The 24,492-nt window shown below is 70.4% G+C and carries 20 protein-coding genes and 1 pseudogene; 13 read left to right on the top strand and 8 right to left on the bottom strand.

Going from position 1 to position 24,492, the window contains the following annotated elements; genetic code table 11:
- Positions 1–13: 13 nt before the first annotated feature.
- Together QGN30_RS15990 and QGN30_RS15985 are read left to right on the top strand one after the other, a co-directional pair.
- Positions 14–2,794, top strand: a complete 2,781-nt coding sequence (locus tag QGN30_RS15990; protein ID WP_038536115.1) for a DEAD/DEAH box helicase — start codon at positions 14–16, stop codon at positions 2,792–2,794.
- Between the two features lie 65 nt (positions 2,795–2,859).
- Positions 2,860–3,621 carry a DUF4333 domain-containing protein gene (locus QGN30_RS15985; RefSeq protein ID WP_008256331.1) on the top strand — a complete coding sequence of 254 codons (762 nt, stop codon included), beginning with the start codon at positions 2,860–2,862 and terminating at the stop codon, positions 3,619–3,621.
- Between the two features lie 7 nt (positions 3,622–3,628).
- Here QGN30_RS15985 and QGN30_RS15980 read toward each other — a convergent pair whose 3' ends face one another.
- Complete coding sequence (locus QGN30_RS15980) at positions 3,629–4,585, bottom strand: 5'-3' exonuclease (protein WP_020188912.1); 957 nt, start codon at positions 4,583–4,585, stop codon at positions 3,629–3,631.
- A gap of 165 nt (positions 4,586–4,750) precedes the next feature.
- Here QGN30_RS15980 and QGN30_RS15975 point away from each other — a divergent pair, with 165 nt between their 5' ends.
- Complete coding sequence (locus tag QGN30_RS15975; RefSeq protein WP_009953361.1) at positions 4,751–5,878, top strand: M24 family metallopeptidase; 1,128 nt, start codon at positions 4,751–4,753, stop codon at positions 5,876–5,878.
- 42 nt (positions 5,879–5,920) lie between these two features.
- On the opposite strand, the gene QGN30_RS15970 is transcribed toward QGN30_RS15975, so the two are convergent.
- The gene (locus tag QGN30_RS15970) at positions 5,921–6,331 is read right to left on the bottom strand and encodes a F420-dependent biliverdin reductase (RefSeq protein WP_008256343.1); all 411 of its coding nucleotides are present in this window, start codon (positions 6,329–6,331) and stop codon (positions 5,921–5,923) included.
- A 35-nt stretch (positions 6,332–6,366) separates the two neighbouring features.
- Between QGN30_RS15970 and QGN30_RS15965 the strand changes: the two genes are divergently transcribed.
- The 4 genes from QGN30_RS15965 to QGN30_RS15950 are packed head-to-tail and all read left to right on the top strand — an operon-like array spanning position 6,367 to position 9,794.
- The gene (locus QGN30_RS15965) at positions 6,367–7,116 is read left to right on the top strand and encodes an SDR family NAD(P)-dependent oxidoreductase (protein ID WP_014380039.1); all 750 of its coding nucleotides are present in this window, start codon (positions 6,367–6,369) and stop codon (positions 7,114–7,116) included.
- A gap of 31 nt (positions 7,117–7,147) precedes the next feature.
- Positions 7,148–8,314, top strand: a complete 1,167-nt coding sequence (locus QGN30_RS15960) for a bifunctional cobalt-precorrin-7 (C(5))-methyltransferase/cobalt-precorrin-6B (C(15))-methyltransferase (RefSeq protein WP_038536117.1) — start codon at positions 7,148–7,150, stop codon at positions 8,312–8,314.
- Entirely contained in the window at positions 8,311–9,066 is a 756-nt protein-coding gene (gene cobM, locus QGN30_RS15955) for a precorrin-4 C(11)-methyltransferase (RefSeq protein ID WP_038536120.1), read from the top strand. Before QGN30_RS15960 ends, cobM begins: the two co-directional genes overlap by 4 nt.
- Entirely contained in the window at positions 9,066–9,794 is a 729-nt protein-coding gene (locus QGN30_RS15950) for a cobalt-precorrin-6A reductase (RefSeq protein WP_038536122.1), read from the top strand. The genes cobM and QGN30_RS15950 overlap by 1 nt, the downstream gene beginning before the upstream one ends.
- On the opposite strand, the gene sigC is transcribed toward QGN30_RS15950, so the two are convergent.
- Entirely contained in the window at positions 9,783–10,337 is a 555-nt protein-coding gene (gene sigC / locus QGN30_RS15945; protein ID WP_225331104.1) for an RNA polymerase sigma factor SigC, read from the bottom strand. The two genes, QGN30_RS15950 and sigC, sit on opposite strands and share 12 nt — an antisense overlap.
- A 162-nt stretch (positions 10,338–10,499) precedes the next feature.
- Positions 10,500–11,144: pseudogene (locus tag QGN30_RS15940) on the bottom strand (DUF2275 domain-containing protein); the annotation flags it as partial.
- A gap of 175 nt (positions 11,145–11,319) precedes the next feature.
- On the opposite strand from QGN30_RS15940, the gene QGN30_RS15935 reads away from it, so the two are divergent.
- Positions 11,320–12,972, top strand: a complete 1,653-nt coding sequence (locus tag QGN30_RS15935) for a PPE domain-containing protein (protein ID WP_095763186.1) — start codon at positions 11,320–11,322, stop codon at positions 12,970–12,972.
- 118 nt (positions 12,973–13,090) lie between these two features.
- Here QGN30_RS15935 and QGN30_RS15930 read toward each other — a convergent pair whose 3' ends face one another.
- From QGN30_RS15930 to cobG, 3 genes are read right to left on the bottom strand one after another with little or no spacing between them, the layout of a single operon-like run.
- Positions 13,091–14,584 carry a precorrin-2 C(20)-methyltransferase gene (locus tag QGN30_RS15930; RefSeq protein ID WP_038536130.1) on the bottom strand — a complete coding sequence of 498 codons (1,494 nt, stop codon included), beginning with the start codon at positions 14,582–14,584 and terminating at the stop codon, positions 13,091–13,093.
- Positions 14,581–15,207 carry a precorrin-8X methylmutase gene (locus tag QGN30_RS15925; RefSeq protein ID WP_038536132.1) on the bottom strand — a complete coding sequence of 209 codons (627 nt, stop codon included), beginning with the start codon at positions 15,205–15,207 and terminating at the stop codon, positions 14,581–14,583. Before QGN30_RS15925 ends, QGN30_RS15930 begins: the two co-directional genes overlap by 4 nt.
- Before the next feature lie 19 nt (positions 15,208–15,226).
- On the bottom strand, positions 15,227–16,327 hold the full coding sequence (gene cobG / locus QGN30_RS15920) for a precorrin-3B synthase (RefSeq protein ID WP_038538624.1): 1,101 nt from the start codon (positions 16,325–16,327) through the stop codon (positions 15,227–15,229).
- 102 nt (positions 16,328–16,429) lie between these two features.
- Here cobG and QGN30_RS15915 point away from each other — a divergent pair, with 102 nt between their 5' ends.
- From QGN30_RS15915 to QGN30_RS15900, 4 genes are all read left to right on the top strand, one after another.
- The gene (locus QGN30_RS15915; protein ID WP_038536135.1) at positions 16,430–17,257 is read left to right on the top strand and encodes an ABC transporter permease; all 828 of its coding nucleotides are present in this window, start codon (positions 16,430–16,432) and stop codon (positions 17,255–17,257) included.
- 11 nt (positions 17,258–17,268) lie between these two features.
- Positions 17,269–18,024 (top strand): ABC transporter ATP-binding protein, encoded by a 756-nt coding sequence (locus QGN30_RS15910; RefSeq protein ID WP_038536136.1) that lies wholly within the window; start codon positions 17,269–17,271, stop codon positions 18,022–18,024.
- A 103-nt stretch (positions 18,025–18,127) separates the two neighbouring features.
- A complete protein-coding gene (locus QGN30_RS15905) occupies positions 18,128–18,802 on the top strand; it encodes an alpha/beta hydrolase family protein (RefSeq protein ID WP_248923626.1) in 675 nt (224 codons plus the stop codon).
- 139 nt (positions 18,803–18,941) lie between these two features.
- Positions 18,942–20,456, top strand: a complete 1,515-nt coding sequence (locus tag QGN30_RS15900; RefSeq protein WP_416366872.1) for a molybdopterin-dependent oxidoreductase — start codon at positions 18,942–18,944, stop codon at positions 20,454–20,456.
- Positions 20,457–20,460: 4 nt separating this feature from the next.
- On the opposite strand, the gene QGN30_RS15895 is transcribed toward QGN30_RS15900, so the two are convergent.
- A complete protein-coding gene (locus QGN30_RS15895) occupies positions 20,461–20,661 on the bottom strand; it encodes a hypothetical protein (RefSeq protein ID WP_014941854.1) in 201 nt (66 codons plus the stop codon).
- A 56-nt stretch (positions 20,662–20,717) separates the two neighbouring features.
- On the opposite strand from QGN30_RS15895, the gene cobN reads away from it, so the two are divergent.
- Positions 20,718–24,293, top strand: a complete 3,576-nt coding sequence (gene cobN, locus QGN30_RS15890; protein WP_248923628.1) for a cobaltochelatase subunit CobN — start codon at positions 20,718–20,720, stop codon at positions 24,291–24,293.
- Positions 24,294–24,492 lie beyond the last annotated feature (199 nt).

Genomic DNA, 24,492 nt, shown 5'->3' with positions numbered 1-24,492 from the left:
GGCGCCCCATGAGGTGGCGGAGCTGGTCGAACTCACCCGATTCGCCACGGATCTGCCCTTTGCGCTCGACGGCTTTCAGCATCGGGCGTGTGTGGCGCTCGAACGCGGCCACGGCGTGCTGGTCTGCGCGCCGACCGGCGCCGGCAAGACCGTCGTCGGGGAATTCGCGGTACACCTGGCGCTGGCGGCCGGCGGCAAGTGCTTCTACACCACGCCGCTCAAAGCGCTGAGCAACCAGAAGCACACCGACCTGACGGCGCGCTACGGCCGCGACCGCATCGGCCTGCTCACCGGGGACATGTCGGTAAACGCCGATGCGCCCGTCGTGGTCATGACGACCGAGGTGCTGCGCAACATGCTCTACGCGGATTCGCCTGCGCTGCGGGGCCTTTCCTACGTGGTAATGGACGAAGTGCACTTCCTGGCCGACCGGATGCGGGGCCCGGTGTGGGAAGAGGTGATCCTGCACCTTCCGGACGAGGTCCGCGTGGTCAGCCTGTCGGCGACGGTGAGCAACGCCGAGGAGTTCGGCGGCTGGATCCAGACCGTGCGCGGCGATACGACGGTCGTCGTTGACGAACACCGGCCGGTGCCGCTCTGGCAACACGTGTTGGTGGGCAAGCGACTTTTCGACCTCTTCGATTACCGGCATTCGGACGCCCCCGAGCAGCCGGGCGCCCCGCGCGAGCCCCGCGTCAACCCGGATCTGTTGCGGCACATCACCCATCGCCGTGAGGCGGATCGGATGTCGGATTGGCAGCCGCGGCGAAGCGCCGGACGCGGGCGTCCGCCGGCGCGGTCGGGCCGGCCCCGGCTCTACCGCACGCCGGCGCGTCCGGACGTGATCGCGAGCCTGGATGCCGAAGGGCTGCTGCCGGCGATCACGTTCGTGTTCTCGCGGGCCGGCTGTGACGCCGCTGTCCAGCAATGCCTGCGTTCCCCCCTGCAGCTGACCACCCAGGAAGAGCGGGCGCAGATCGCGGAGGTGATCGAGCATCGCTGCGGCGATCTCGCCGACGCCGACCTCGCCGTTCTCGGCTACTACGAGTGGCGCGAGGGGCTGCTGCGCGGTCTGGCCGCCCACCACGCCGGCATGTTGCCCGCCTTCCGGCACACGGTCGAAGAGCTGTTCACTGCCGGGCTGGTGCGGGCTGTGTTCGCCACCGAGACGTTGGCGCTGGGGATCAACATGCCTGCCCGCACCGTGGTGCTCGAGCGGCTGGTCAAGTTCAACGGCGAGCAGCACGTGGCGCTGACGCCGGGGGAGTACACGCAGTTGACCGGGCGCGCCGGCCGGCGCGGCATCGATGTCGAGGGCCACGCGGTGGTGCTCTGGAATCCCACCGAAGAAACCACCGAACCCTCCGCGGTGGCCGGGCTGGCCTCCACCCGCACCTTCCCGCTGCGCAGTTCGTTCGCCCCGTCGTACAACATGACGATCAACCTCGTGCAGCAGATGGGCCCCGAGCAAGCACATCGGTTGCTGGAGCAGTCATTTGCGCAGTATCAGGCCGACCGTTCGGTCGTCGGGCTGGTGCGCGGCATCGAGCGGGGCGACGCGATGCTGGGCGAGATCGCCGGCGAGCTGGGCGGCCCCAAGGCGCCGATCCTCGAATACGCCCGGATGCGCGCGCGCATCTCCGAGATGGAGCGCGCCCAGTCGCGTGCCTCGCGTCTGCAACGCCGGCAGGCGGCCACCGACGCGCTGGCCGCGCTGCGCCGGGGCGACATCATCAACATCACCCACGGCCGGCGCGGTGGGCTGGCCGTGGTGCTGGAATCCGCCCGCGACAGCTCCGACCCGCGGCCGCTGGTGCTCACCGAAAACCGTTGGGCGGGAAGGATTTCCTCGGCCGACTATTCGGGCATGTCGGCGCCGGTCGGGTCCATGCCCCTGCCGAAGCGGGTCGAGCACCGGCAGCCGCGCGTCCGCCGCGATCTGGCGTCGGCACTGCGGTCGGCCGCCGCCGGGCTGGCCATTCCGGCAAAGCGCCGCGGCCGCGGGGACGCCGACGGCGAATTTCATGACCCCGAGCTGGCGAAGCTGCGCGAACAGCTGCGGCGGCACCCGTCGCACAACACGCCCGGCCGGGAAGAACAGGTCCGGCAGGCCGAGCGCTATCTGCGGATCGAACGCGACAACGCGCAATTGGAGAACAAGGTTGCGGCAGCGACCAATTCGCTGGCCCGGACCTTCGATCGGATCGTCGGGCTGCTCACCGAGCGTGGCTTCATCGAAGGCCGCGACGGCGATCCCCGCGTCACCGACGACGGGCGGCTGCTGGCGCGCATCTACAGCGAAAGCGATCTGCTGGTCGCCGAATGCCTGCGCACCGGCGCGTGGTCCGGTTTGAAGCCCGCCGAGCTGGCGGCGGTGGTCTCGTCGGTGCTGTACGAGAGCCGGGGCGGGGACGGGCCGGGCGCGGCGTTTGCCGCCGACGCCCCCACGCAGCCGCTACGCCAGGCGTTGCAGCAGACGTCGCGGCTGTCGATGGCGTTGCGCGCCGACGAGCAGACGCACCGGATCGCCCCGAGCCGCGAACCCGACGACGGCTTCGTCAATGTCATCTACCGTTGGGCCCGGACGGGTGATCTGGCCGCGGCGCTGGCGGCGGCCGACCCGGCGGGCAGCGGCTCGCCCCTGCTGGCGGGCGATTTCGTGCGCTGGTGCCGGCAGGCGCTTGACCTGCTGGATCAGGTGCGCAACGCCGCCCCGGACGCCGAGGTTCGGGCCACAGCGAAGCGGGCCATCAACGACATTCGGCGCGGCGTCGTTGCAGTTGACGCCGGGTAGGCTAGGCCGGAGCTACCGTTAAACGCCGATAGTTCATGCCGAGACACAAGGGGCTGAGGAGAGAGATGAGCGGACCGCAGGGATCGGACCAGCAGTGGCAACCGCCCGGCCAAGGTCAAGGCAGCGACCACTCGTCGGACCCGACCCAGGTGGCGCCGTCCTGGCACGACCAGCAGACCCAGGAGGCCTCGTGGCAGGCGCCCGCCTACACGCCGCCGGCCGAATACCCGCAGTACCAGCAGCCGGCTGAACAGGCCTATCCGCAGCAGTACCCCCAGCAGCCGGGCTATGCCCAGCCCGGGCAGTACGGGCAGCCGGGTCAATACGCCCAGCCGGGTCAGTACGGGCAGCCGGGCCAGTACCCGCAGCCCGGCCAGTACGGGCAGCCGGGCCAATACCCACCGCCGGGTCAATACGGGCAGTACGGTCAATACGGCCAGCCGGGCCAGTACCCGCAGCAGTACCCGCCCTATGAGCAGCCCGGCAAGAAGCGACCGGTTGGGCTGATCGCCGGCGTGGGCGGCGGCATTGCGTTGCTGCTCGTCGTCGTCGTGCTGGTGCTGGGATTCTGGCAGCCGGGCTTCTTCGTCACCACCAAGCTCGACGTCAGCAAGGCGCAGGCCGGGGTTCAGCAGGTCCTCAGCGACGAAACGAACGGCTACGGCGCCAAGAACGTCAAGGACGTCAAGTGCAACCACGGCCAAAACCCGACCGTCAAGAAGGGCGCCACGTTCGACTGCGATGTCAGCATCGATGGCGCGCCGAAGCACGTGACGGTGACGTTCCAGGACAACAAGGGCACCTACGAGGTCGGCCGCCCGCAGTAGCGGACCCTCAGGTCGGCAGCGCGTCGAGCGCTTTCTGCAGGCGCGCGATCGACGATCCGACGCCCAGTTCGGTCGCCAGCTTGGCGGTTCGTTGCGGATCGGCCGCGACCAGCGGTAGTTCGTCGCTGGCCGTCGAAAACGTGACGTGCGCGTCGGTGGCCACCCGCACCACGTCGCCGGCCGCCTCGATGTAGTCCAGCGCGCCCAGCAGTTTCGCCCGCAGGCCCTTGGGCATCTTCGACTTCGGATCGTGGGCGGCGGCCAGGATCTGTTCCAGCGAGCCGTGCTGGGCCAGCAATGAGGCCGCGGTCTTCTCGCCGACGCCCGGAACGCCCGGTAGGCCGTCGGACGGGTCGCCGCGCAGCAACGCGAGTTCGGCGTAGGCGGGCCCGGCCCGCTCGACCGGCACGCCGTAGTGCTCGGCCACCTCGGCGGGCCCGAACAACGTGGCTTTGCTCAGCCCGCGGCCGAGGTAGAGCACCCGCACCGGGACCGGATCGTCCGACACCACCTGCATCAGGTCGCGGTCACCGCTGACCACCACGACCGGGTCGTCGCGTTCCCGCGCCGCCAACGTGCCCAGGACGTCGTCGGCCTCGAAACCCTCCGCGCCCGCCGTCGGAATCCCGAAGGCGTCAAGCAGTTCGGCGATCATGTCTATCTGGGGCGTCAGGTCGTCGGGGACCTCCTCGATGTCCGGTTCGCCCGGCGGCTCGGGCTCGGCCACGCGATGGGCCTTGTAGGACGGCACGAGGTCGACCCTGAACTGCGGCCGCCAATCCAGGTCCAGGCAGACCACCAGCCGGCTTGGTCGCTGTTGGGTGATCACGAAGGCGACGGAATCGATGAATCCGCGAACGGCGTTGACGGGCCGGCCGTCTGGCGCGGTGATCGAGGACGGGACCCCGAAATACGAACGGAACCACATGCTGGCGCCATCGAGCAGCACTAGTGGTCCCGGCATGCCGAATATGGTCTCACGCCCCCGCGGCCAACCCCCACCCCGTCGAACGTCGACTTGTTGTCGGCCGGCCAACCCCCCACCCCGTCGAACGTCGAGTTGTTGTCGGCCCACGCGCGAAATCGGCGCAACAAGTCGACGTTCGGCGGGCGGGTTAGCCTGACTGCCATGGAGTCACACCGCTTCGACGCAGCCGTGTATGCCCGTCGATTGGCCGCGGCCGCCGCCGCGGCCGCCGATGCCGGTCTGGCCGGGCTGGTGATCACGCCGGGGTATGACCTGCGCTACCTGGTCGGGTCGCGCGCCCAGACCTTGGAGCGGCTCACCGCGCTGGTGTTGCCCGCGTCCGGTGATCCGACGGTAGTGGTGCCGCGGCTGGAGCTGGCCTCGCTCAAGGGGTCGGCCATCGCCGAACTCGGCCTGGCGGTGCGCGATTGGGTCGACGGTGACAATCCCTACGATCTAGTGGGCGCCGCGCTGGGTGGTGCCCCCGCCGCGACCGCCGTGACCGATGCGATGCCGGCGCTACATCTGCTCCCGCTGGCCGGTGTGCTCGGCGCCCTGCCGGTGCTGGCCACCGAGGTGTTGCGCATGCTGCGAATGGTCAAGGAGGAGTGCGAAGTCGACGCGTTGCGCAAAGCCGGTGCCGCCATCGATCGGGTGCACGCCCGGGTGCCGGAGTTTTTGGTGCCGGGCCGCACCGAGGCCGACGTCGCCGCCGACATCGCGGACGCCATTGTGGCCGAAGGGCATTCGGAGGTGGCGTTCATCATCGTCGGATCCGGGCCGCACGGCGCCGACCCGCACCACGGATATTCGGATCGCGAACTGCAGGCCGGTGACATCGTCGTCGTCGACATCGGCGGCACCTATGAACCCGGGTACAACTCCGACTCGACACGCACCTACAGCATCGGTGAGCCGAATCCAGAAGTGGCTGAACAGTATTCGGTGCTGCAGCGCGCCCAGCGCGCCGCTTATGAGGCGGTACGCCCGGGCGTGACGGCCGAGCAGGTCGACGCGGCCGCCCGCGATGTGCTGGCGGCCGAAGGACTCGCCGACTATTTCGTGCACCGTACCGGGCACGGCATCGGCTTGTCGGTGCACGAAGAGCCCTACATCGTCGCCGGAAACGACCTGCCGTTGACCGCGGGCATGGCGTTTTCCATCGAGCCGGGCATCTATTTCCCGGGCCGCTGGGGCGCGCGCATCGAGGACATCGTCGTTGTGACCGAGGACGGCGCCCTAGCCGTCAACAACCGGCCGCACGAACTGATCGTGGTCCCGGTCGGCTGACGCTGTGGATGAGTGAGTTGTGGCGGCGAAGCGATCGGCGCGCTACGCGCCCCGGTCCAAAAGATCCGACGACCCGAGCACCCGCTCCACCTGAACCTCGATGACCACGCGCCGCGGGTTGGGGCGCGGCGTGCGGTAGCGCTGGGCGTAGCGCAACTCGGCGTCGCGCACCGCGTCGGCGTCGCTGTTCACCTTGGACCGGCCCTCCAGCGACAGCCAGCGCGCGCCGTCGACCTGGCTCAGCACGGCCAGCCCGCCGCGATCGGCGTTGACCGCCTTCTGGGACCCGCCGGTGGTGATGACCCGCGCGATGTGCGTCCTGGGGTCGAAGGTGAACCCGACCGCCACCACGTGCGGCGAATTGTCGGCTCGCAACGTGGTGAGCATGGCCAGATGGCGTTCCGACAGAAACGCGAGGGCCTCGTCGGTGAGCCGGGTCGTGGTATTCGCCATCACCGCTCACGCTAGCGCAGGTAATAATCGCAGCCGTGGACGACACGGGCGCGGGTCCAGTACTAATCCTGGGCGGACGCAGCGAAATCGGGGTCGAGTTGGCGCGACGCCTGGCCCCCGGGGCGACGGTGGTGCTGGCCGCGCGCCGCGCCGATCAGCTCGCTGACCAGGTCAGCGCGCTCAAAGCGGCCGGCGCCGCCGCGGTCGACACCAGGGAATTCGACGCCGACGACCTGGCCTCGCACGCCGCCCTGGTCGCCTCGGTCGTCGCCGACCACGGGCCCATCGGCACCGCGGTGCTGGCCTTCGGAATCCTGGGCGACCAGGCTCGCGCCGAGACCGATGCCGCGCACGCGGTCGCCGTCGTGCACACCGATTACGTCGCCCAGGTCAGCATGCTCACCCACCTGGCGACCGCCATGCGCAACGCCGGCAAAGGCCGACTGGTGGTGTTCTCCTCGATCGCAGGTGCCCGGGTGCGGCGCGCCAACTACGTCTACGCCTCGGCCAAAGCCGGCCTTGACGGCTTCGCCAACGGTCTGGCCGACGCGCTGCACGGCACCGGGGTGCGGGTGCTGATCGCCCGCCCGGGATTCGTCATCGGGCGTATGACGGAAGGCATGACGCCCGCGCCCCTGCCCAGCACGCCCGCGCAGGTGGCCGCCGCGACCGCGCGGGCACTGGCGAAAGGCCGCCGCACCGTGTGGATCCCGTGGGCGCTAGGACCCGCGGCCGCCGTAATGCGATTGCTGCCCGCGTTCGTCTGGCGCAGGATGCCGCGATGATGCGCGCCCGCGGCGATGAGGGGCCGCGCTCGTGATCGTCGTCGTCGGTATCGGCGCCGACGGCATGGCCGGTCTCGCCGAAGCATCGCGAGCCGAATTACGAAGGGCCACAGTTATTTACGGCTCCCAGCGCCAACTTGACCTGCTCGACGACACGGTGCCCGCGCGCCGCCGGGAGTGGCCCTCGCCGATGCTGCCCGCCCTGAAAGCGCTGCCGGTGGACGACGACATCCACGTGGTGGCCAGCGGCGACCCGCTGCTGCACGGCATCGGCGGCACGCTCATCCGCCTGCACGGCCCCGAGAAGGTACGGGTCCTGCCGCACGTGTCCTCGGTGACACTGGCGTGCGCGCGGATGGGCTGGAACGTCCACGACACCGAGGTGATCAGCCTTGTCACCGCGCAACCGCACACCGCTGTGCGCCGCGGCGGGAAGGCGATCGTGTTGTCGCAAGGCAAATCCACGCCCACCGAGCTGGCCGCCCTGCTCAACGCGCACGGCCGCGGCGATTCGCAGCTCACCGTGCTCGAAAGGCTCGGCGGCCCAGACGAACACCGCCGCGACGGCACCGCCCGCGACTGGGCCGGCGGCGCGCCCGGCCACGTCGACGACCTCAACGTGATCGCCGTGCGCTACCTGCCCGACGAACGCGTCTCCCCAATACCCGACGACGCATTCACCCACGACGGCCAGATCACCAAACAGGGCATCCGCGCGGTGACGCTGGCCGCCCTGGCGCCGCGGCCGGGGGAGCGGTTATGGGACGTCGGCGCGGCCTCGGGCAGCATCGGTGTCGAGTGGTGCCTGAGCGGACCGGGTTGCGGCGCAATAGCCTTCGAACGCGACGAACAACGCCGTCACAACCTCGAGCGCAATGCCGCGGCTTTCGGCGTCGGCATCGAGGTGCGCGGCGACGCCCCCGAGGCCTTTGACGGCGCCGCGCCGCCGTCGGCGATCTTCATCGGCGGCGGCCTGACCCAGCCCGGCCTGCTCGACGCCTGCCTCGACCACCTGCCCGCCGGCGGGCGGCTTGTCGCCAACGTGGTCACCACCGAATCGGAAGCCGCTGTCACACAGGCATATACGCGCCTCGGCGGTGAGCTGCGACGCTTCCAGCACTATCAGGGCAAGGCCCTAGGCGCCTTCACGGGCTGGCAGCCGCACTACCCGGTCACCCAGTGGGTGATGACCAAATGACGGTATATTTCATCGGCGCCGGGCCGGGCGCCGCCGACCTGATCACCGTCCGCGGTCAACGGCTCCTCCAAACCTGCCCCGTGTGCCTGTACGCCGGGTCGATCATGCCCGACGACCTGCTGGCGCTCTGCCCTCAGGACGCGAAAATCGTTGACACGGGCCCGCTCACGCTGGAACAGATCATCGCCGAACTACGTGACGCGCATGCCGCAGGACACGACGTGGCGCGGCTGCACTCCGGCGACCCGTCGCTGTACAGCGCGCTGGCCGAACAGTGCCGCCGGCTCGACGCGCTGGGCATCGACTACGAAATCGTGCCGGGCGTACCGGCTTTCGCCGCCGCTGCGGCCGCCCTGAAGCGCGAGCTCACCGTCCCCGGCGTCGCGCAGACGGTGACGCTGACCCGGGTGGCGACCCTGTCGACCGCGATGCCGCCCGGCGAAGACCTGGCGACGCTCGCCCGATCCGGCGCCACCCTGGTCCTGCATCTGGCGGCCGCCCAGATCGACGCCATCGTTCCGCAACTGCTCGACGGCGGCTACCGCCGCGAAACACCCGTCGCCGTCGTGGCTTTCGCGAGCTGGCCGCAGGAGACGGTGCTGCGCGGCACGCTTGCCGACATCGCCGCCCAGATGCACGAGGCCGACATCACCAAGACCGCGGTCATCGTCGTCGGCGACGCGCTGACCGCGGGGGAATTCACCGACAGCTATCTGTATTCGACCGGGCGGGCCCGGGGGAGCAGGCATTGATGCGCGTCTTGCTGCTCGGCGGCACCGGCGAGGCGCGCGCGCTGGCGAAAACCCTGCACCCCCGCGTCGACGTCATCAGCTCCCTGGCGGGCCGGGTGCCGGACCCGGCGCTGCCCGTCGGCCCCGTGCGCATCGGCGGCTTCGGCGGCGTGGACGGCCTGCGGCGCTGGCTGCACGACGAGGGCATCGACGCCGTCGTCGACGCCACCCACCCGTTCGCGGCCACCATGACGGCGCACGCCGCCACCGCATGCGGCCAACTGCGGATACCTCATCTGATCCTGGCGCGCCCGGCCTGGGATCCCGGCGAGGCACTTGTCGTCGGGTCGGACACGCATGCGGCGCAAACGGTTGCCCGGCAGGGCTATTCGCGCATCTTCCTCACCACCGGTCGCTCCGGCGTGCACGCCTTCGCCGGCAGCGACGCGTGGTTTTTGATCCGGGCGGTCACCGAACCCGACAGCGCCTCGCTGCCGCGCCATCACCGGCTGGTGCTCTCGCGTGGCCCGTACCGCTACGACGAGGAAGTCGCGCTGTTGCGCGAGCACCGCATCGACGCGCTGGTCACCAAGAACAGCGGCGGGCAGATGACGCGGGCCAAACTGGATGCCGCCGCCGCGCTCAAGGTGCCGGTGGTGATGGTGGCGCGCCCGCCGCTACCGGAGGGCGTCACCACCGTCGGCACCGTGGCCGAGGCCGCGGAATGGGTTGGCGCGCTAGCCGGTTAGGTCGCTGCGCTCGCCGTCGGCCAGCAACGCATCGCGGGCGCGCGCGACCCGCGACCGGATGGTGCCCACCGGGCAACCGCACACCGCGGCGGCGTCGGCGTAGGGCAGCCCGAGCAACTGGGTGAGCAAAAGCGCTTCCCGCTGTTCGGGATTGAGGCCGGCGATCATCGTCGTAACCTCGACGAGGTCTTCGAACCCGCGGGCGTTGCGGTCGCCACGCACCGCGTGTTCGGGATCGGCGCCCAGCGCGGCACGCGGCCGCGACTGCAGCTGGCGGATGTGATCGGCCACGACCCGGCGCGCGATGGACAGCAGCCACGTCCGGGCGCTCGAGCGTCCGGAGAACCGCTCGATGGCGCCGATGGCGCGCAGGAACGTCTCTTGGGCCAGATCGTCGGCGTTGCCGGCATCGGAGAGATAGGCGACGAACCGCCACACGTCTTGCTGGGTGGCTTTGATGAACGCCTCGAGCGCTCGCGCGTTCCCGCGCGCGGCGGACAAAGCGAGCTCGGTTACCGCCTCGTCGTCGCTCGGCGCGATCATGCTCAACCACCTTAGTTGCGCGGGTTTTCCGATCCTACGACGGGTCGTCGTAGAGGGCGCGGCGTGGTCGGGGGCGGCGTGGTTGATCGGCCGCAGGTGCCCGCGCCGTCGACCGCTCGACGGGTCGGCCGCCGAGGCGGGATGGTCGGCGTCGACCGCGCCGTCGGAGCCGTGCCGCCGGTGCGAGCCCACGCGCTCGCGCGCCACCAACAACGCGAATGCCAGGCCCAACAACAGCGGCATGTGGCTGGCGATCCGGGTGGCCGTGACCTGTCCGTCGAAGGCGTCGACAATCACATAACCAAGCAGCGCAACGGAATACACGCCGGTGATCGCCGCCACCCCCGACGCGGAGGCGGGCCAGACGCCGGCGGCGACCATCGCCAGGCCCAACGCCAACAACCACGCCGTGGACTCGTGCATCAGGTGCTCGCCCGACATCGCGCCGTGCATGTGACCGGACACCATGCCGAAATCGACGCCACTGATCTGGGCCGCGGCAATCGCCACCTGGAACAGGCCCACCGCGATCAAACCCCAGCGCCGGTAGTGCGACCGCAACCAGCGCATCCACCTCGGGTGTCCGGAGGCTTGGTCGTCGATGCTGGCCATGATCTTGTCGACCAGGTCGGGTCCCTCGCCGGGCGCCACCGAGGCGAACCGACGGGTCTGCGCCGCCGCCCCGATAAGCCAGGAACGGCAACTGCGGCACGATTCAAGGTGGGCGTCGACCTGCTGCGCGAGCACCTGGGGTCGCTCGCCATCCAATCGAGCCGACAGCGCTTCACGCGCAACGTCACACCGCATCCCTGCATCGTTGCAGCACGACCGTTCGCGCGCAAAGAAGCCCGGCTTTTTGGCACCCGAACGAAATGGCGGGGAACTAAACCGCCGCCGCAACCGACCTCTGGTCGTACGCATCGCCAGCCCATCCACGAGATTCCGAAGAGGTATTCGTGTTCTTGCCTGAAGGCCCTAGACGATGACCGCCCCGATCTTTGCCGCGTTTCCGCCCGAAGTGCACTCGACCTTGCTCAGCAGCGGCCCCGGCCCCGCCCCGTTGCTGGCCGCGGCGACGGCATGGTCGTCGATGAGCACCGACTACGCGACCGCGGCGGCCGAGCTCAGCGGGTTGCTGGGCGCCGTGCAGGCCGGCGCGTGGGACGGGCCCAGCGCCGACCAGTACGTGGCCGCGCACGTCCCCTACCAGGCCTGGCTGGTGGAGAGCGCGGCCAAGAGCGCAACCGCGGCCAGCCTGCACGAGACCGCGGCCACCGCCTACACCGCCGCGTTGGCCGCCATGCCCACGATGGGCGAACTCACGGCAAACCACGCGGTGCACGGGGCGCTGGTCGCCACGAACTTCTTCGGCATCAACACCATCCCGATCGCCGTCAACGAAGCCGATTACGCGCGCATGTGGGTGCAGGCCGCGACGACGATGACCACCTACCAAGCCGTCAGCGAATCCGCCCTGGCCGCGGTCCCGCCGACCACCCCCGCGCCGCCGATCGTCGTCCCGGGCGCCGAGGCGGGGACCGCCGGCGCCGCGGCGATGCAAGCGGCCGCCGTGGCGCCGGCGACGGATTCCGGCTCCAACCTCAACAACGCCGACACCTCGAGCGCCCAGCAGCAGGCCACCACCACGACGCAGTACCCGTCCTGGATGGACCAGCTGACCAAGTGGCTGCAGCAGTACACCCAGAATTTCGCGTGGCCGGTGTCCAAGGACCTCAACCCCGGTGGGTGGCCCTTCCCGCCGGTGCCGTGGGTCAACAGTCTCGCCTCGTTCTTCGGGCAGCTGGGACTGTCCCCGGCGCTGTCGACGGCGCTGGGTTGGGCCATCTTCCACACCTTGATGATCTTCTGGCCGTTCATCCAGCTGGCGATCCAGATGGCCGTGGTGCTGGCGCCGGTCGTCGTTGCCGCCATCGGCGCGGCCGCGGCCGGTGGGGCGGCTGCGGCGGTCACCGCGATCAGCGTCGGGATCCCGCTCGCGTCTGCCCCGTCCCTGCCGGCCGTCGCGGCGGCGCCCGCACCGGTGGTTGCTCCGGCGCCGACGATTGCCACCGCGCCCGCCAGTGTCAGCCACGTGTCGGCACCGTCCACCGCCCCCGCGACGACGGTTGCCGGGTCGGCCGGTGGCGGACCGGTCGGTGGCGGACCCGGGGTGGGCTTCGGTCCGACGGCGACCGACGGAATCGGCGCGGGCCTCTCCAACGCCCTGTATGCGGTGGGGCTGTCGGGACTGTCGGCGCGCGGCAGCGCGAGCAGCCGGTCACGGCGCAAGTCGGAGGAACCGTCTTCGGACGACCTCGACGCGCCCGCCGGCGCGGCCGCGGCCGCCGCGGCCAAGAAGAAGGCCCGGGCCCGCCGGCGCCGCGGCGGAACCGCCACCGAGCGCGCCTACCGCTACGAGTTCATGGACCTGGACCAGGATGGGGACCCGGGCGTCGATAGCGGGGACCCATTCGCCGCACGGCCCTCCGAGGACAGTGCGGGACCGCTCGGATTCGCCGGTGCCGCAGCCAAACCCGACGCGGCCCGGGCCGCCGGATTGGCGACGCTGACCCGCGACGGGTTCAGCGACGGCCCCAGCGTGCCGATGATGCCGAGCACCTGGGACCGCGACTAGCCCTACGACGATGCAGCCCGCGTAGCGGGGTGCGGAGGAGTAGGGCAATCGGACTGAGCCCTACGACGATGCAGCCCGCGTAGCGGGGTGCGGAGGAGTAGGGCAATCAGACTGAGCCCTACGGCTGATAGCGCCGGGGAGCGAAGACCCGGTCCTCGGTGGAATCGGCTGAGTACCACTGCGTTTGCGATGACCCGACGATCAGCAGGCAGCGCATGTCGATCTCGGCCGGGTTGAGATCGGCCAGCCGGACGACGCGGACGTCTTCGTCGTCGCCCGACACGCTGCGGCCGATCACCACCGGCGTGCCCGGCTCGCGGTGGGCCAGCAGAATGTCACGCATCGCCCCGACCTGCCATGTCCGCGTCTTCGACGCCGGGTTGTAGATCGCCAGCACCAGGTCGGCGGCCGCGGCGGCCTCAAGCCGCGCGGAGATCACCCCCCACGGCTTGAGCCGATCGGACAGCGAGATCACCGCGTAGTCGTGGCCCAGGGGCGCGCCGACCCGGCTGGCCACCGCCTGGGCCGCGGTCATCGCCGGGATCACCCGGATCTGCACGCCCGGCCATTGTTTGGCCTCTTCCAGCACCGCGGTCGCCATCGCGAAGACACCCGGGTCGCCCGACGACACCACCGCCACGGCCCGGCCCTGCTCGGCCAGCGCGCAGGCCAGCCGCGCGCGCTCGGGCTCGTCACGATTGTCGCTGGGGTGCCGCTGCTGGCCCTCGTGCACCGGGACGCGATCCAGGTAACCGCCGTAGCCGATCAGGTCGGTCGCCGCGGCCAGCTCCCGCCGGCTCTGCGGCGTCATCCAGTCCGCATCGCCGGGGCCCAGGCCCACCACCGCGACGCTGCCCGTCGCCTGCCCCTCGGGGGCGCGTCGGTGCAGCCGGCGGCCGCCCGGCAGCATGGCCAGCGAGAAGTACGGCACGCTGGTCTCGTCGACCTCCGCGGCGGGCAGGATGCGCTGACCGGCGCTGCTGGCGCGTTCGACGTAGAACGTGTCGTCAAGCTGCCCTGACGCCGAAAGCGCTTCCCGCACAGTGTGATACGAGCGCCCCAACTTGAGGACCACGGCGGCGTCGGCGTCGGCGAGCCGGCGGGTCAGTTCGCCGACCGGCAACGTGCCCGGCAGCACCGACAGCACCTCGTCGCCGGCCACCAGCGGCGTGGCGATGGCCGCCGACGCGGCGCTCACCGACGTCACGCCCGGAACGATGACCGCATCGAATCGCTCGGTCAGCCGCGTGTGCAGATGCATGTAGGAGCTGTAGAACAGCGGGTCGCCCTCGGCCAGCAGGGCCACGTTGCGCCCGGCGTCCAGGTGGGCGGCGATGCGTTCGGTGGCCTCGGCGTAGAAGTCCTCGAGCGCGCCGGCATAGCCGCCCGGGTGGTCGGTCACCTCGGTCGTCACCGGGTAGACCAGGTGCTCCTCGATCTGGCCGGGCCGCAGATACCGTTCGGCGATGCCGCGCGCGATGCTGCGGCCGTGCCGGGCGCTGTGATAGGCGACCACGTCGGCCTCGCCGATCACCCGCGCGGCCTTGACGGTCACCAGTTCCGGGTCGCCAGGCCCCAGCCCGACGCCCCACAGCGTCCCCCGGGCGGTCATTCGGCGTCGCTCGCGATCGCGTTGACGGCCGCGGCGGCCATGGCGCTGCCGCCCCGGCGGCCCTGCACCACCAGATACGACATTCCGCGCGGACGGTCGACGAGCTCCTGCTTGGACTGCGCCGACCCGACGAATCCCACCGGCCCACCCAACACCCCGGCCGGCGGCGCAAGCCCCTCGTCGATCAATTCGAGCAGCCGGAACAGGGCCGTCGGTGCGTTGCCGATGGCCAGCACGGCGCCGTCGAGCCGCTCGGCCCACAGCTCGACCCCGGCCGCCGAACGGGTGGTCTGCCGGCGCGCGGCCAGCTCGGCCGCCCGCGAGTCGGCCACCAGCGACACGACCTCGTTGCCGGCGGGCAGCCGTGCGGTGGTGATCCCCGCGGCCACCATCGACGAGTCGCACAACACCGGGGCGCCGCCGCGCAGGGCCGCGCCGACGCGCTCGACGACGTCGTCGGTGAACGCGACGTGCTCGGCGACGTCGACCTGGCCACACGTGTGGATCAACCGGACGACGACGCGGGCCACGTCGGCGGGGAATCGGGCCAGGTCGGCCTCGGCGCGAATGGTCGCGAACGACTGGCGATAGATCTCCGCGGCATCGCGGATGTAGTCGAGCACCCGCTCACCCTAAGGCTTGTCAGGTTCGCAGCATCCGGTATCCGTCGCCGGTGGCGACCAGCACCTGACCGGCCGGCGGGCTCCCGCAGGCGCGTTCGCAGCCCACGAAGTGCCGGTGCAGCGTGACGTCGGCGTCCAACGCCTCGGCGGCGTCGGCCCGCACGTCGGCGGCCGAGTGCGCACACCCGGGGCTGCCCGTGCAGGCGCTCACGGTCAGCCAGGGGGAGTTCTCGTCGAACACCAGCCCCAACGGTGCCAGCACGCGCAGCGCGGTGTCGGCCACGGATTCCTGCAGATCGCACACCAGCACCGAGCGCCACGGGGTGATCACCAGCGGCGCCTCGATCGCGGCCAGGTACTCCGCGACGCGCGCGGGCAGGACACCCAGCGGCACCGCGGCCCCCAGCGTCACCCGGCCGTCATCCTGACCGATCCAGCCCACCGGCGCCTTGGTGACGACGGGAAACGGTGTCCCGCCCGGCTCGGCGTCGGGTAGTAGCCGACGAAGGTCAGCCAATTCCTGGACGCGCCAGGCGGTTTCGCGGATCTCGACGAAGCGCGTCGCGAGAGCGACGAGCGTCTCCACCACCTCGCCGGCGGCCAGCCGCACGCCGGTGTCACGTCCGGCGAGCAGCAGCGCGCAACCGTCGGGCGACGCATGCACGCCGATGTCGGCGCGCAGACCGGACACGTCGGCCCGCCCGTCGTCGAGGCTGAACCAGAATCGGCCGCCCAGGTCCGCGAGGCGTGGCGCCGCGCAGATCGCGGCGTCCAGGTCGCCGACCCAGCCGCGCACGTCGACGTCGCCCCCGGCCCGCCCCGACAGCGGCGACGCGACGATGTTGCGGACGCGCTCATGCGTCGTCGACGGCAACAGGCCTGCGGCCGCCAGCGTCTCGGCCACCGCGGTGACGTCGGTCAGCCCGCGCAACTGCACGTTGCCCCGCGCGGTGAGTTCGAGCGTTCCCGACCCTGACTGCGTGGCGGCGGCGCTCAACGCCGCCAGCTGCGCGGCCGTGAGCATGCCCCCGGGTAACCGCACCCGGGCCAAAGCGCCGTCGGCGGCCTGGTGCACCTGCAGCGCACCCGGGCAAGCGTCGGTGTCACGCGTCCTGGCCACCCGTCCACGGTACGGCCACCGGCTGAACACGGCGGCCGACATTGGCTTCAGGCAGACGTAAACCCTTACCCACGGCAACGGTCGCGCCCTACCGTCGGCACGGTGAGCATTGCCACCGCGCTCGAGGCTGCGCCGAAACAGCCCAGGAGCGCCCAAACCGGCGCACCTGGCGGGTTATGGGCGCGCCGCAAATGGGAAATCGTGCGCATCGCTTCCCCGCTGGCGTTGCTGGCCCTGTGGCAGCTGGGCAGCGCGGTCGGTGTCATCCCGCAAGATGTGCTGCCCGCGCCGTCGCTGATCGTCGAGGCCGGAGTCGAGTTGATCCGTGACGGCCAGCTCGCCGCCGCGCTGCAGGTCTCCTCCGTCCGGGTTGTCGAGGGGCTGGTCCTGGGTGGGGTGATCGGGGTCGGCGCGGGCGCGGCGGTCGGGCTGTCCCGTTGGCTCGAGGCCTCCGTGGACCCGCCCATGCAGATGATCCGCGCGCTGCCGCACCTGGGCCTGATCCCCCTGTTCATCCTGTGGTTCGGGATCGGCGAGCTGCCCAAGGTCCTGCTGGTGGCGCTGGGGGTGGTCTTCCCGCTCTACCTGAACACCTTCTCGGCGATCCGCCAGGTCGATCCCAAAATGGTGGAAACCGCTCAGGTGCTGGGCTTTTCGTTCGCGCAGCGGTTCACCCGCATTTTCGTGCCCAGCGCGGCGCCGCAAGTGCTCGTCGGGTTTCGGCAGTCGCTGGCGATCGCGTGGCTCACCTTGATCGTTGCCGAGCAGATCAACGCCGACAAGGGAATTGGGTTCCTGATCAACAATGCCCGAGATTTTCTGCGGATCGACATCATCATCTTCGGACTGACCATCTATGCGCTGCTGGGCATCGTCACCGACGCGATCGTCCGCCTCATCGAGCGCCGCGCCCTGCGCTACCGGCACTGAAAGGTTCACGGTTGACAGTCATCGCAGAATCCGACGCCCACCCGCGGGTGCGGACCGAGGTCGCGGGGGAGCTGCGCCACGTCGACAAGTGGTACGGGAATCGCCATGTCCTCAAAGACGTTTCGGTGCGGGTGCGCGGCGGCGAGATCGTCGCGCTGGTCGGGCGCAGCGGGTCCGGCAAGTCGACGGTGCTGCGGGTGCTGGCCGGGCTCTCGCGTGACCACAGCGGCGAGCGCGTGGTGGCCGGCGCCCCGGCCCTGGCCTTCCAGGAACCGCGGCTCTTTCCGTGGCGCGACGTGCGCACCAACGTCGGCTACGGCCTCACCCGCAGCCGCCTCCCACGGCCGCAGGTGCGACAGCGCGCCGAGCGTGCGCTGGCCGACGTCGGGCTGACCGACCACGCCGGGTCCTGGCCGTTGACCCTGTCCGGTGGGCAGGCGCAACGGGTTTCGCTCGCGCGGGCGTTGGTCGCCGAGCCGCGGCTGCTGCTGCTCGACGAGCCGTTCGGGGCGCTGGACGCGTTGACCCGGTTGACGATGCACGCCTTGTTGCTGGATCTGTGGCGCCGGCACGGGTTCGGGGTGTTGCTGATCACCCATGACGTCGACGAGGCGGTGGCCTTGGCCGACCGCGTGCTGGTGCTCGAGGAGGGGCGCATCATCCACACGGTGACGATCGACGAGCCGCGCCGCACACCCGGTCATCCCGGTGCCCATACCGAGCGGCATCGCGCCGAGTTGCTGGATCGACTAGGGGTGCAATCGTGAACCGAGAACAGGCCGATCCTTGCGACGTCGAATCGAACTCCACCGCAACGGCATCGCCCGGCTCGCCGTTTGGGATCACGGCCCCCGGGGCACACTCGTGGCCGTGGACACGGTGGAATACGCCCCCGGACGCTTAGCCGACGTCTTCGGCGACTCCCGACGTCCCACCGTCCTGCTGTGGCACGGCATGCAGACCGATGCCCGCGCGGCCTTCGGACCCCTGGCCGGCATGCTCAGCGACCGCGGCGCGGCCGTCGTGGCGCCGGACTGGAATTCCCATGCCGACGACGGTGGCCGGGCGGATCTGTTGGGATCGCTCGACTTCACCCGCGACTTCGCGGGCCCCGGCAACGGCATCGTGCTCGTCGGGTGGTCCATGGGCGGTTGCGCCGCGGCGGGTCTGACGCTCAACGCGGCGCGGTTCGACGCCACCCTCGTCCACACCGTGTGCCTGGCCGGCGCGTTCATGGTGCCCGATCCGCTCTCCGGTCAGGCGCCGACCGACGCGCTATCGGATGGCCGCGCCGGCACGCCGTTCACGCTGCTGCACGGGCTGGCCGACGACGCCGTCCCCGTGAGTGCCAGCCGGGAGTTCGCCGCCGCCCTGGGCCGCGTCGGCTGGCCGGTCGAGTTGGTGGAGCTCGACGCCGACCATGGTTCCATCGCCGGCGCCGACTACGACCCGGTGGCGGATCGCTACGGGCCCGGCACGAGCGACGAGGCGCTGCGCGTCGCCGGGAAGGTCGCCACGCGGATTGCGGCCCTGATCGGTCACTGACCGACGCGAATCACGCGCCCACGAGGCTCAGACGCCACCCCGCTCGACCGCCACCAGCGCTGTGCCGCAAGAGTTTTCCGGGAGGGGAGGAAGCGCGAGTAAAGTGACGTCGGTGGCCGCGGCTTCGTCGAATGACCGGATGATCGCCGGGGTCGCCGCTGCCTCCGTCGCGCTCGGTGTCACCCAACTGGCCAGCATCCCGTTCGGTGCGCGGGCCGAACCCCGCGCCGCCGTGGGTTCTGCGGTCGTCGACCTGACACCGGGCCCCGTCAAAGAGTGGGCCATCCAAACGCTTGGCCCGCTGGACAAACCCTTCCTGGCCGTCGTCGTGCTCGTGGTGATCGCGACGATCGCGGCGATCGCCGGGACCCTCGAGACGCGGCGCCGCCCGTTCGGCAGCGTGGTGATCGCCGCGGCGGGCGTCCTCGGCTGCATCGCCGTGCTGTCGCGACCAGGCGGGACGGCGCTCGACACGCTCCCCACCATCGTCGGTGCCGCGTGTGGCGTAGGGGTGCTGCGGGTGCTCGCCCGGCGGTTCTCGCCTGAGCCGGACGACGACGCAGACGACCAGGAGCTGGCACATCCAAGCCGGCGCAGGTTGGTCATGTACGGGTTGCTCGGACTGGGCGTCGTCAGTGGGGTAGTGGGGGCGTTCGGTACCCGGCTGGCGCATTCGGTGGAAGCCGACCGTAAGACGTTCGCCCTACCCCGGCCACGATCCCCGGCGCGTCCGATACCGGCCGAAGTGCAGCCGAAAGGCGTTGCGTTGCCGAGCTTTATCACTTCAAGTGCTGACTTCTACCGGGTCGACACCTCGCTCAGTGTTCCCCAGCTCAGCCGCCGCGACTGGCGCCTGCGGATCCATGGGATGGTGGACCGCGAGATCACCTTGAGCTTCGACGACCTCGCCCGCTTCGACATCGTCGAGACGGTGACCACGTTGACATGTGTATCCAATCCCGTTGGTGGAGATCTCATTTCAACGGGCATCTGGACCGGCTACCGGCTGGCGGAGCTGCTGGCGACGGCCGGTGCACACCGCGATGCCGACATGGTGCTCTCAACGTCGATCGAGGGATTCACCGTCGGCACCCCTGTTCAGGCGGTCACGGACGGCCGCGACGCGTTGCTGGCGGTCGGCCTCAACGGTCAACCGCTTCCGGCCGAGCACGGCTACCCGGCCCGCATGGTGGTGCCAGGACTCTATGGCTACGTCTCGGCCACCAAGTGGGTGGTGGATTTGGAGCTGACCCGGTTCGATCGGGCCAAGGCCTACTGGACGCGGCAGGGCTGGGCGGCGCAAGCGCCCATCAAGACGGAGTCGCGGATCGACGTGCCCAGGGGCGGCCAGACAGTGCCGGTGGGGCCGGTGGTGTTCGGCGGCGTTGCGTGGGCCCAAAATCGTGGCGTGCGGGCGGTCGAAGTCCGCATCGGCGACGGCGGTTGGCAACCGGCCGAACTGGGCGCGAGTTATTCCAATGAGACATGGCGATTGTGGCGCTTCCCGTGGCAGGCGAAAAGCCCCGGGCGGGAAACCATCACCGTGCGAGCCATCGACAACACCGGTGCCGTCCAGACCGAAGAGCGCGCCAATCCCGTCCCCGACGGCGCCACCGGCTGGCACACGGTGAACTTCGCCGTCGTGCCGGCGTAGCAACCTATTTCGACGAGAGCTTCCGCCAACTGATCACCGCGATCACTATGCCGACGAGCGCTGTGATCGGCCCGATGACGGACCAGGTGGTGGTGTTGCTCATCGGGCTGCCGCCAAGCACCCCGAACCCTTGCAGTGCCCAGATCACCCCGAACAACGCGACGATCAGCCCAACCGCGAAAGTGACGACGAATCCTCTGCTCATAGAGGGACCCTACGTGCCGATTCGGCCGTCCGAAGCCGCTGCGGTACGAATGACGGGTGGCTGAACCGACCATCCTGCTGCTGTCGACATCCGACACGGACCTGATCAGCGCCCGTTCCAGCGGGAAAAACTACCGGTGGGCCAACCCCTCGCGGCTCTCGGAGGACGACCTGCCCGACCTGCTGGCCGGCGTCGCCATCGTGGTGGTCCGGATCCTCGGCGGCTACCGGGCCTGGCAGGGCGGGATCGACACGGTGATCGCCAGCGGCGTGCCCACGGTGCTGGTCAGCGGCGAGCAGGCCGCCGACGCCGAGCTGACCGGCTTGTCCACGCTGGCGGCCGGCATCGCGGTCCAGGCGCACATCTACCTGGCCCACGGCGGCGTGGACAACCTGCGCCAGCTGCACGCCTTCCTCTCGGACACCGTGCTGATGACCGGGTTCGGGTTCACCCCGCCGGTCGTGACGCCGACCTGGGGCGAGCTGGCGCGGCCGAATGCCAAGGATGTCGATGGGCCGACGATCGCCGTGCTGTACTACCGCGCTCAGCATCTGGCCGGCAACACCGGCTACGTCGAATCGCTATGTGCGGCCATCGAGGACGCCGGCGCACGGCCGCTACCCGTCTACTGCGCATCGCTGCGCACCGCCGAACCCGAACTGCTGCAACGGCTCAGCGCCGCCGACGCGATGGTCGTGACCGTCCTGGCCGCCGGGGGACTCAAACCCGCCACCGCGTCCGCGGGCGGCGATGACGACAGCTGGAACGTCGAACACCTTGCCGCGCTGGATATTCCGATCCTGCAGGGGCTGTGCCTGACCAGCCCGCGCGCCCAGTGGTGCGAAAACGACGACGGCCTGAGCCCGCTCGACGTGGCCAGTCAGGTGGCCGTGCCCGAGTTCGACGGCCGCATCATCACGGTCCCGTTCTCCTTCAAAGAGATCGACGAGGACGGCCTGATCTCCTATGTCGCGGACGCGGAACGCTGCGCCCGGGTCGCCGGGCTGGCGGTGCGGCACGCGCAGCTGCGCCACGTCACCCCGCCCGACAAACGGGTCGCCCTGGTGTTTTCGGCCTATCCCACCAAGCACGCCCGCATCGGCAACGCGGTGGGGCTGGACACGCCCGCGAGCGCCGTCGCGCTGCTGCGGGCGATGCGCGATCGCGGGTACCACATCGGTGACCTGCCCGGCGTCGAGGCGAACGACGGCGACGCCCTGATTCACGCGCTGATCGAACGCGGCGGCCAAGACCCCGACTGGCTCACCGAAGGCCAATTGGCCGGCAACCCGATCCGCGTGTCCGCCACCGACTACCGCGCCTGGTTCGCGACCCTGCCCGCCGAATTCACCGACGCCGTCGTCCAGCATTGGGGACCGCCACCGGGGGAGCTGTTCGTCGACCGCAGTAACGACCCCGACGGTGAAATCGTGATCGCCGCAATCCAATCGGACAACGTGGTGCTGATGGTGCAGCCGCCCCGCGGCTTCGGCGAGAACCCGGTCGCCATCTACCACGATCCCGACCTACCGCCCAGCCACCACTACCTGGCCGCCTACCGCTGGCTGGACACCGGGTTCGGGGCGCACGCCGTGGTGCATCTGGGCAAACACGGCAACCTGGAATGGCTGCCGGGCAAAACCCTGGGCATGTCGGCGGGCTGCGCGCCCGATGCCGCGCTGGGCAACCTGCCGCTGATCTACCCCTTCCTGGTCAATGACCCCGGCGAGGGCACCCAGGCCAAGCGGCGCGCGCACGCGGTGCTCGTCGACCACCTCATCCCGCCGATGGCGCGCGCCGAAACCTACGGCGACATAGCCCGTTTGGAACAGCTGCTTGACGAGCATGCCAACGTCGCCGCGCTGGATCCCGGCAAGCTGCCCGCGATCCGCCAGCAGATCTGGACCCTCATCCGGGCCGCGAAGATGGACCACGATCTCGGGCTCACCGAACGTCCCGCCGAGGACTCGTTCGACGACATGCTGTTGCACGTCGACGGGTGGCTGTGCGAGATCAAGGATGTCCAGATCCGCGACGGCCTGCACATCCTGGGCCAAAAGCCCACGGGGAAGCCCGAACTGGACCTCGTGCTGGCGATCCTGCGTGCCCGTCAGCTCTTCGGCGGCGAGCACGCCATTCCCGGCCTGCGCCAGGCGTTGGGTCTGGCCGAGGACGGCACCGACGAACGAACCAGCGTGGACGCGACCGAGACGGTGGCGCGGGAGTTGGTCGCGGCGCTGCAGGCCTCCGGCTGGGATCCCGATGCGGCCGAACGGCTCAGCGACAACCCAGAGGTGGCACGGGTCCTCCGGTTCGCCGCCACCGAAGTGGTGCCCCGGCTGGCCGGCAGCTCCGCCGAAATCGAGCAGGTGCTGCGCGCCCTGGACGGACGATTCATCCCGGCCGGCCCCTCGGGCTCCCCGCTGCGTGGCCTGGTCAACGTGCTGCCCACCGGGCGCAACTTTTACTCCGTCGACCCCAAAGCCGTGCCCTCCCGGCTGGCCTGGGAAGCCGGTGTGGCGCTGGCGGATTCGCTGCTCGCCCGCTACCGCGACGACCACGGCCGGTGGCCGCAATCGGTGGGACTGTCGGTGTGGGGGACCTCGGCGATGCGCACGGCCGGCGACGACATCGCCGAAGTGCTTGCGCTGCTGGGCGTTCGGCCCGTGTGGGATGACGCGTCACGCCGTGTCGTCGACCTCGCCCCGATTTCCCTGACCGAGCTCGGGCGCCCCCGCATCGACGTGACGGTCCGGATCTCCGGCTTCTTCCGGGACGCCTTCCCGCACGTGGTGACGATGCTCGACGACGCCGTGCGGCTGGTCGCCGGGCTCGACGAACCGGCCGACGACAACTTCGTGCGGGCCCACGCCGAGGCAGATCTGGCTCAGCACGGCGATCAACGCCGCTCGACCACAAGGATTTTCGGATCGAAGCCGGGCACCTACGGCGCCGGGCTGCTGCAGCTCATCGACAGCCGCAACTGGCGTGACGACGCCGACCTCGCCGCGGTCTACACCGCCTGGGGCGGGTTCGCCTACGGGCGCGACCTGGACGGCCGCGAGGCAGTCGACGACATGAACCGGCAATATCGGCGTATTGCAGTGGCCGCCAAGAACACCGACACCCGGGAACATGACATCGCCGACTCCGACGACTACTTCCAGTACCACGGCGGCATGGTGGCGACCGTGCGGGCGCTGACCGGCCAAGCGCCCGCGGCCTACATCGGCGACAACACCCGGCCCGACGCGATCCGCACCCGCACCCTGTCGGAGGAGACCACGCGCGTGTTCCGGGCCCGGGTGATCAATCCGCGCTGGATGGCGGCGATGCGCCGCCACGGATACAAGGGCGCGTTCGAGATGGCGGCGACCGTGGACTACCTGTTCGGCTACGACGCGACCGCTCAGGTGATGGCCGACTGGATGTACGAACAGCTCACCGAGCGTTACGTTTTGGACCCGGAGAACCGGAAGTTCATGGCCGAGTCGAATCCCTGGGCGCTACACGGCATGGCCGAACGGCTGCTGGAGGCGGCCGGGCGCGGCATGTGGGCGCAGCCGCAGCCGGAAACCCTCGACGGGCTGCGCCGGGCGCTACTGGAAACCGAGGGCGACCTGGAGGGCTGACCCCTCCCGCGAGTATGCGGCGGGCCGCACACCCGGCACTCAATGTGCGGCTGGCGGCACGCTGGGCACGAGCCGGCGGAGCCGTCAGATGCAATCCGATCCGCCATCCGGTAGGCGGTGATGGCGGCGACCCCTTCGGGGAGGCCGGCACGGCCGAGGTCGCAGTGCTGGTGAAAGTTGTCGTCGGCGGCAAGGATGT

Origin of the sequence: Mycobacterium sp. 3-98 (assembly GCF_035918355.1) — a bacterium.
GTDB lineage: Bacteria > Actinomycetota > Actinomycetes > Mycobacteriales > Mycobacteriaceae > Mycobacterium > Mycobacterium intracellulare.
This window is presented reverse-complemented; position numbering and strand designations above follow the sequence as displayed.

Bases quoted from the DNA above. Each gene is read 5' to 3' on its own strand.
- QGN30_RS15985 (WP_008256331.1), top strand. From the start codon at position 2,860: ATGAGCGGACCGCAGGGATCGGACCAGCAGTGGCAACCGCCCGGCCAA.
- QGN30_RS15970 (WP_008256343.1), bottom strand. From the start codon at position 6,331: ATGGCGAATACCACGACCCGGCTCACCGACGAGGCCCTCGCGTTTCTG.
- QGN30_RS15895 (WP_014941854.1), bottom strand. From the start codon at position 20,661: ATGAGCAGAGGATTCGTCGTCACTTTCGCGGTTGGGCTGATCGTCGCG.
- QGN30_RS15975 (WP_009953361.1), top strand. From the start codon at position 4,751: ATGGAGTCACACCGCTTCGACGCAGCCGTGTATGCCCGTCGATTGGCC.
- QGN30_RS15950 (WP_038536122.1), top strand. From the start codon at position 9,066: ATGCGCGTCTTGCTGCTCGGCGGCACCGGCGAGGCGCGCGCGCTGGCG.
- QGN30_RS15900 (WP_416366872.1), top strand. From the start codon at position 18,942: ATGATCGCCGGGGTCGCCGCTGCCTCCGTCGCGCTCGGTGTCACCCAA.
- QGN30_RS15980 (WP_020188912.1), bottom strand. From the start codon at position 4,585: ATGCCGGGACCACTAGTGCTGCTCGATGGCGCCAGCATGTGGTTCCGT.
- QGN30_RS15935 (WP_095763186.1), top strand. From the start codon at position 11,320: ATGACCGCCCCGATCTTTGCCGCGTTTCCGCCCGAAGTGCACTCGACC.
- QGN30_RS15930 (WP_038536130.1), bottom strand. From the start codon at position 14,584: ATGACCGCCCGGGGGACGCTGTGGGGCGTCGGGCTGGGGCCTGGCGAC.
- sigC (WP_225331104.1), bottom strand. From the start codon at position 10,337: ATGATCGCGCCGAGCGACGACGAGGCGGTAACCGAGCTCGCTTTGTCC.
- cobM (WP_038536120.1), top strand. From the start codon at position 8,311: ATGACGGTATATTTCATCGGCGCCGGGCCGGGCGCCGCCGACCTGATC.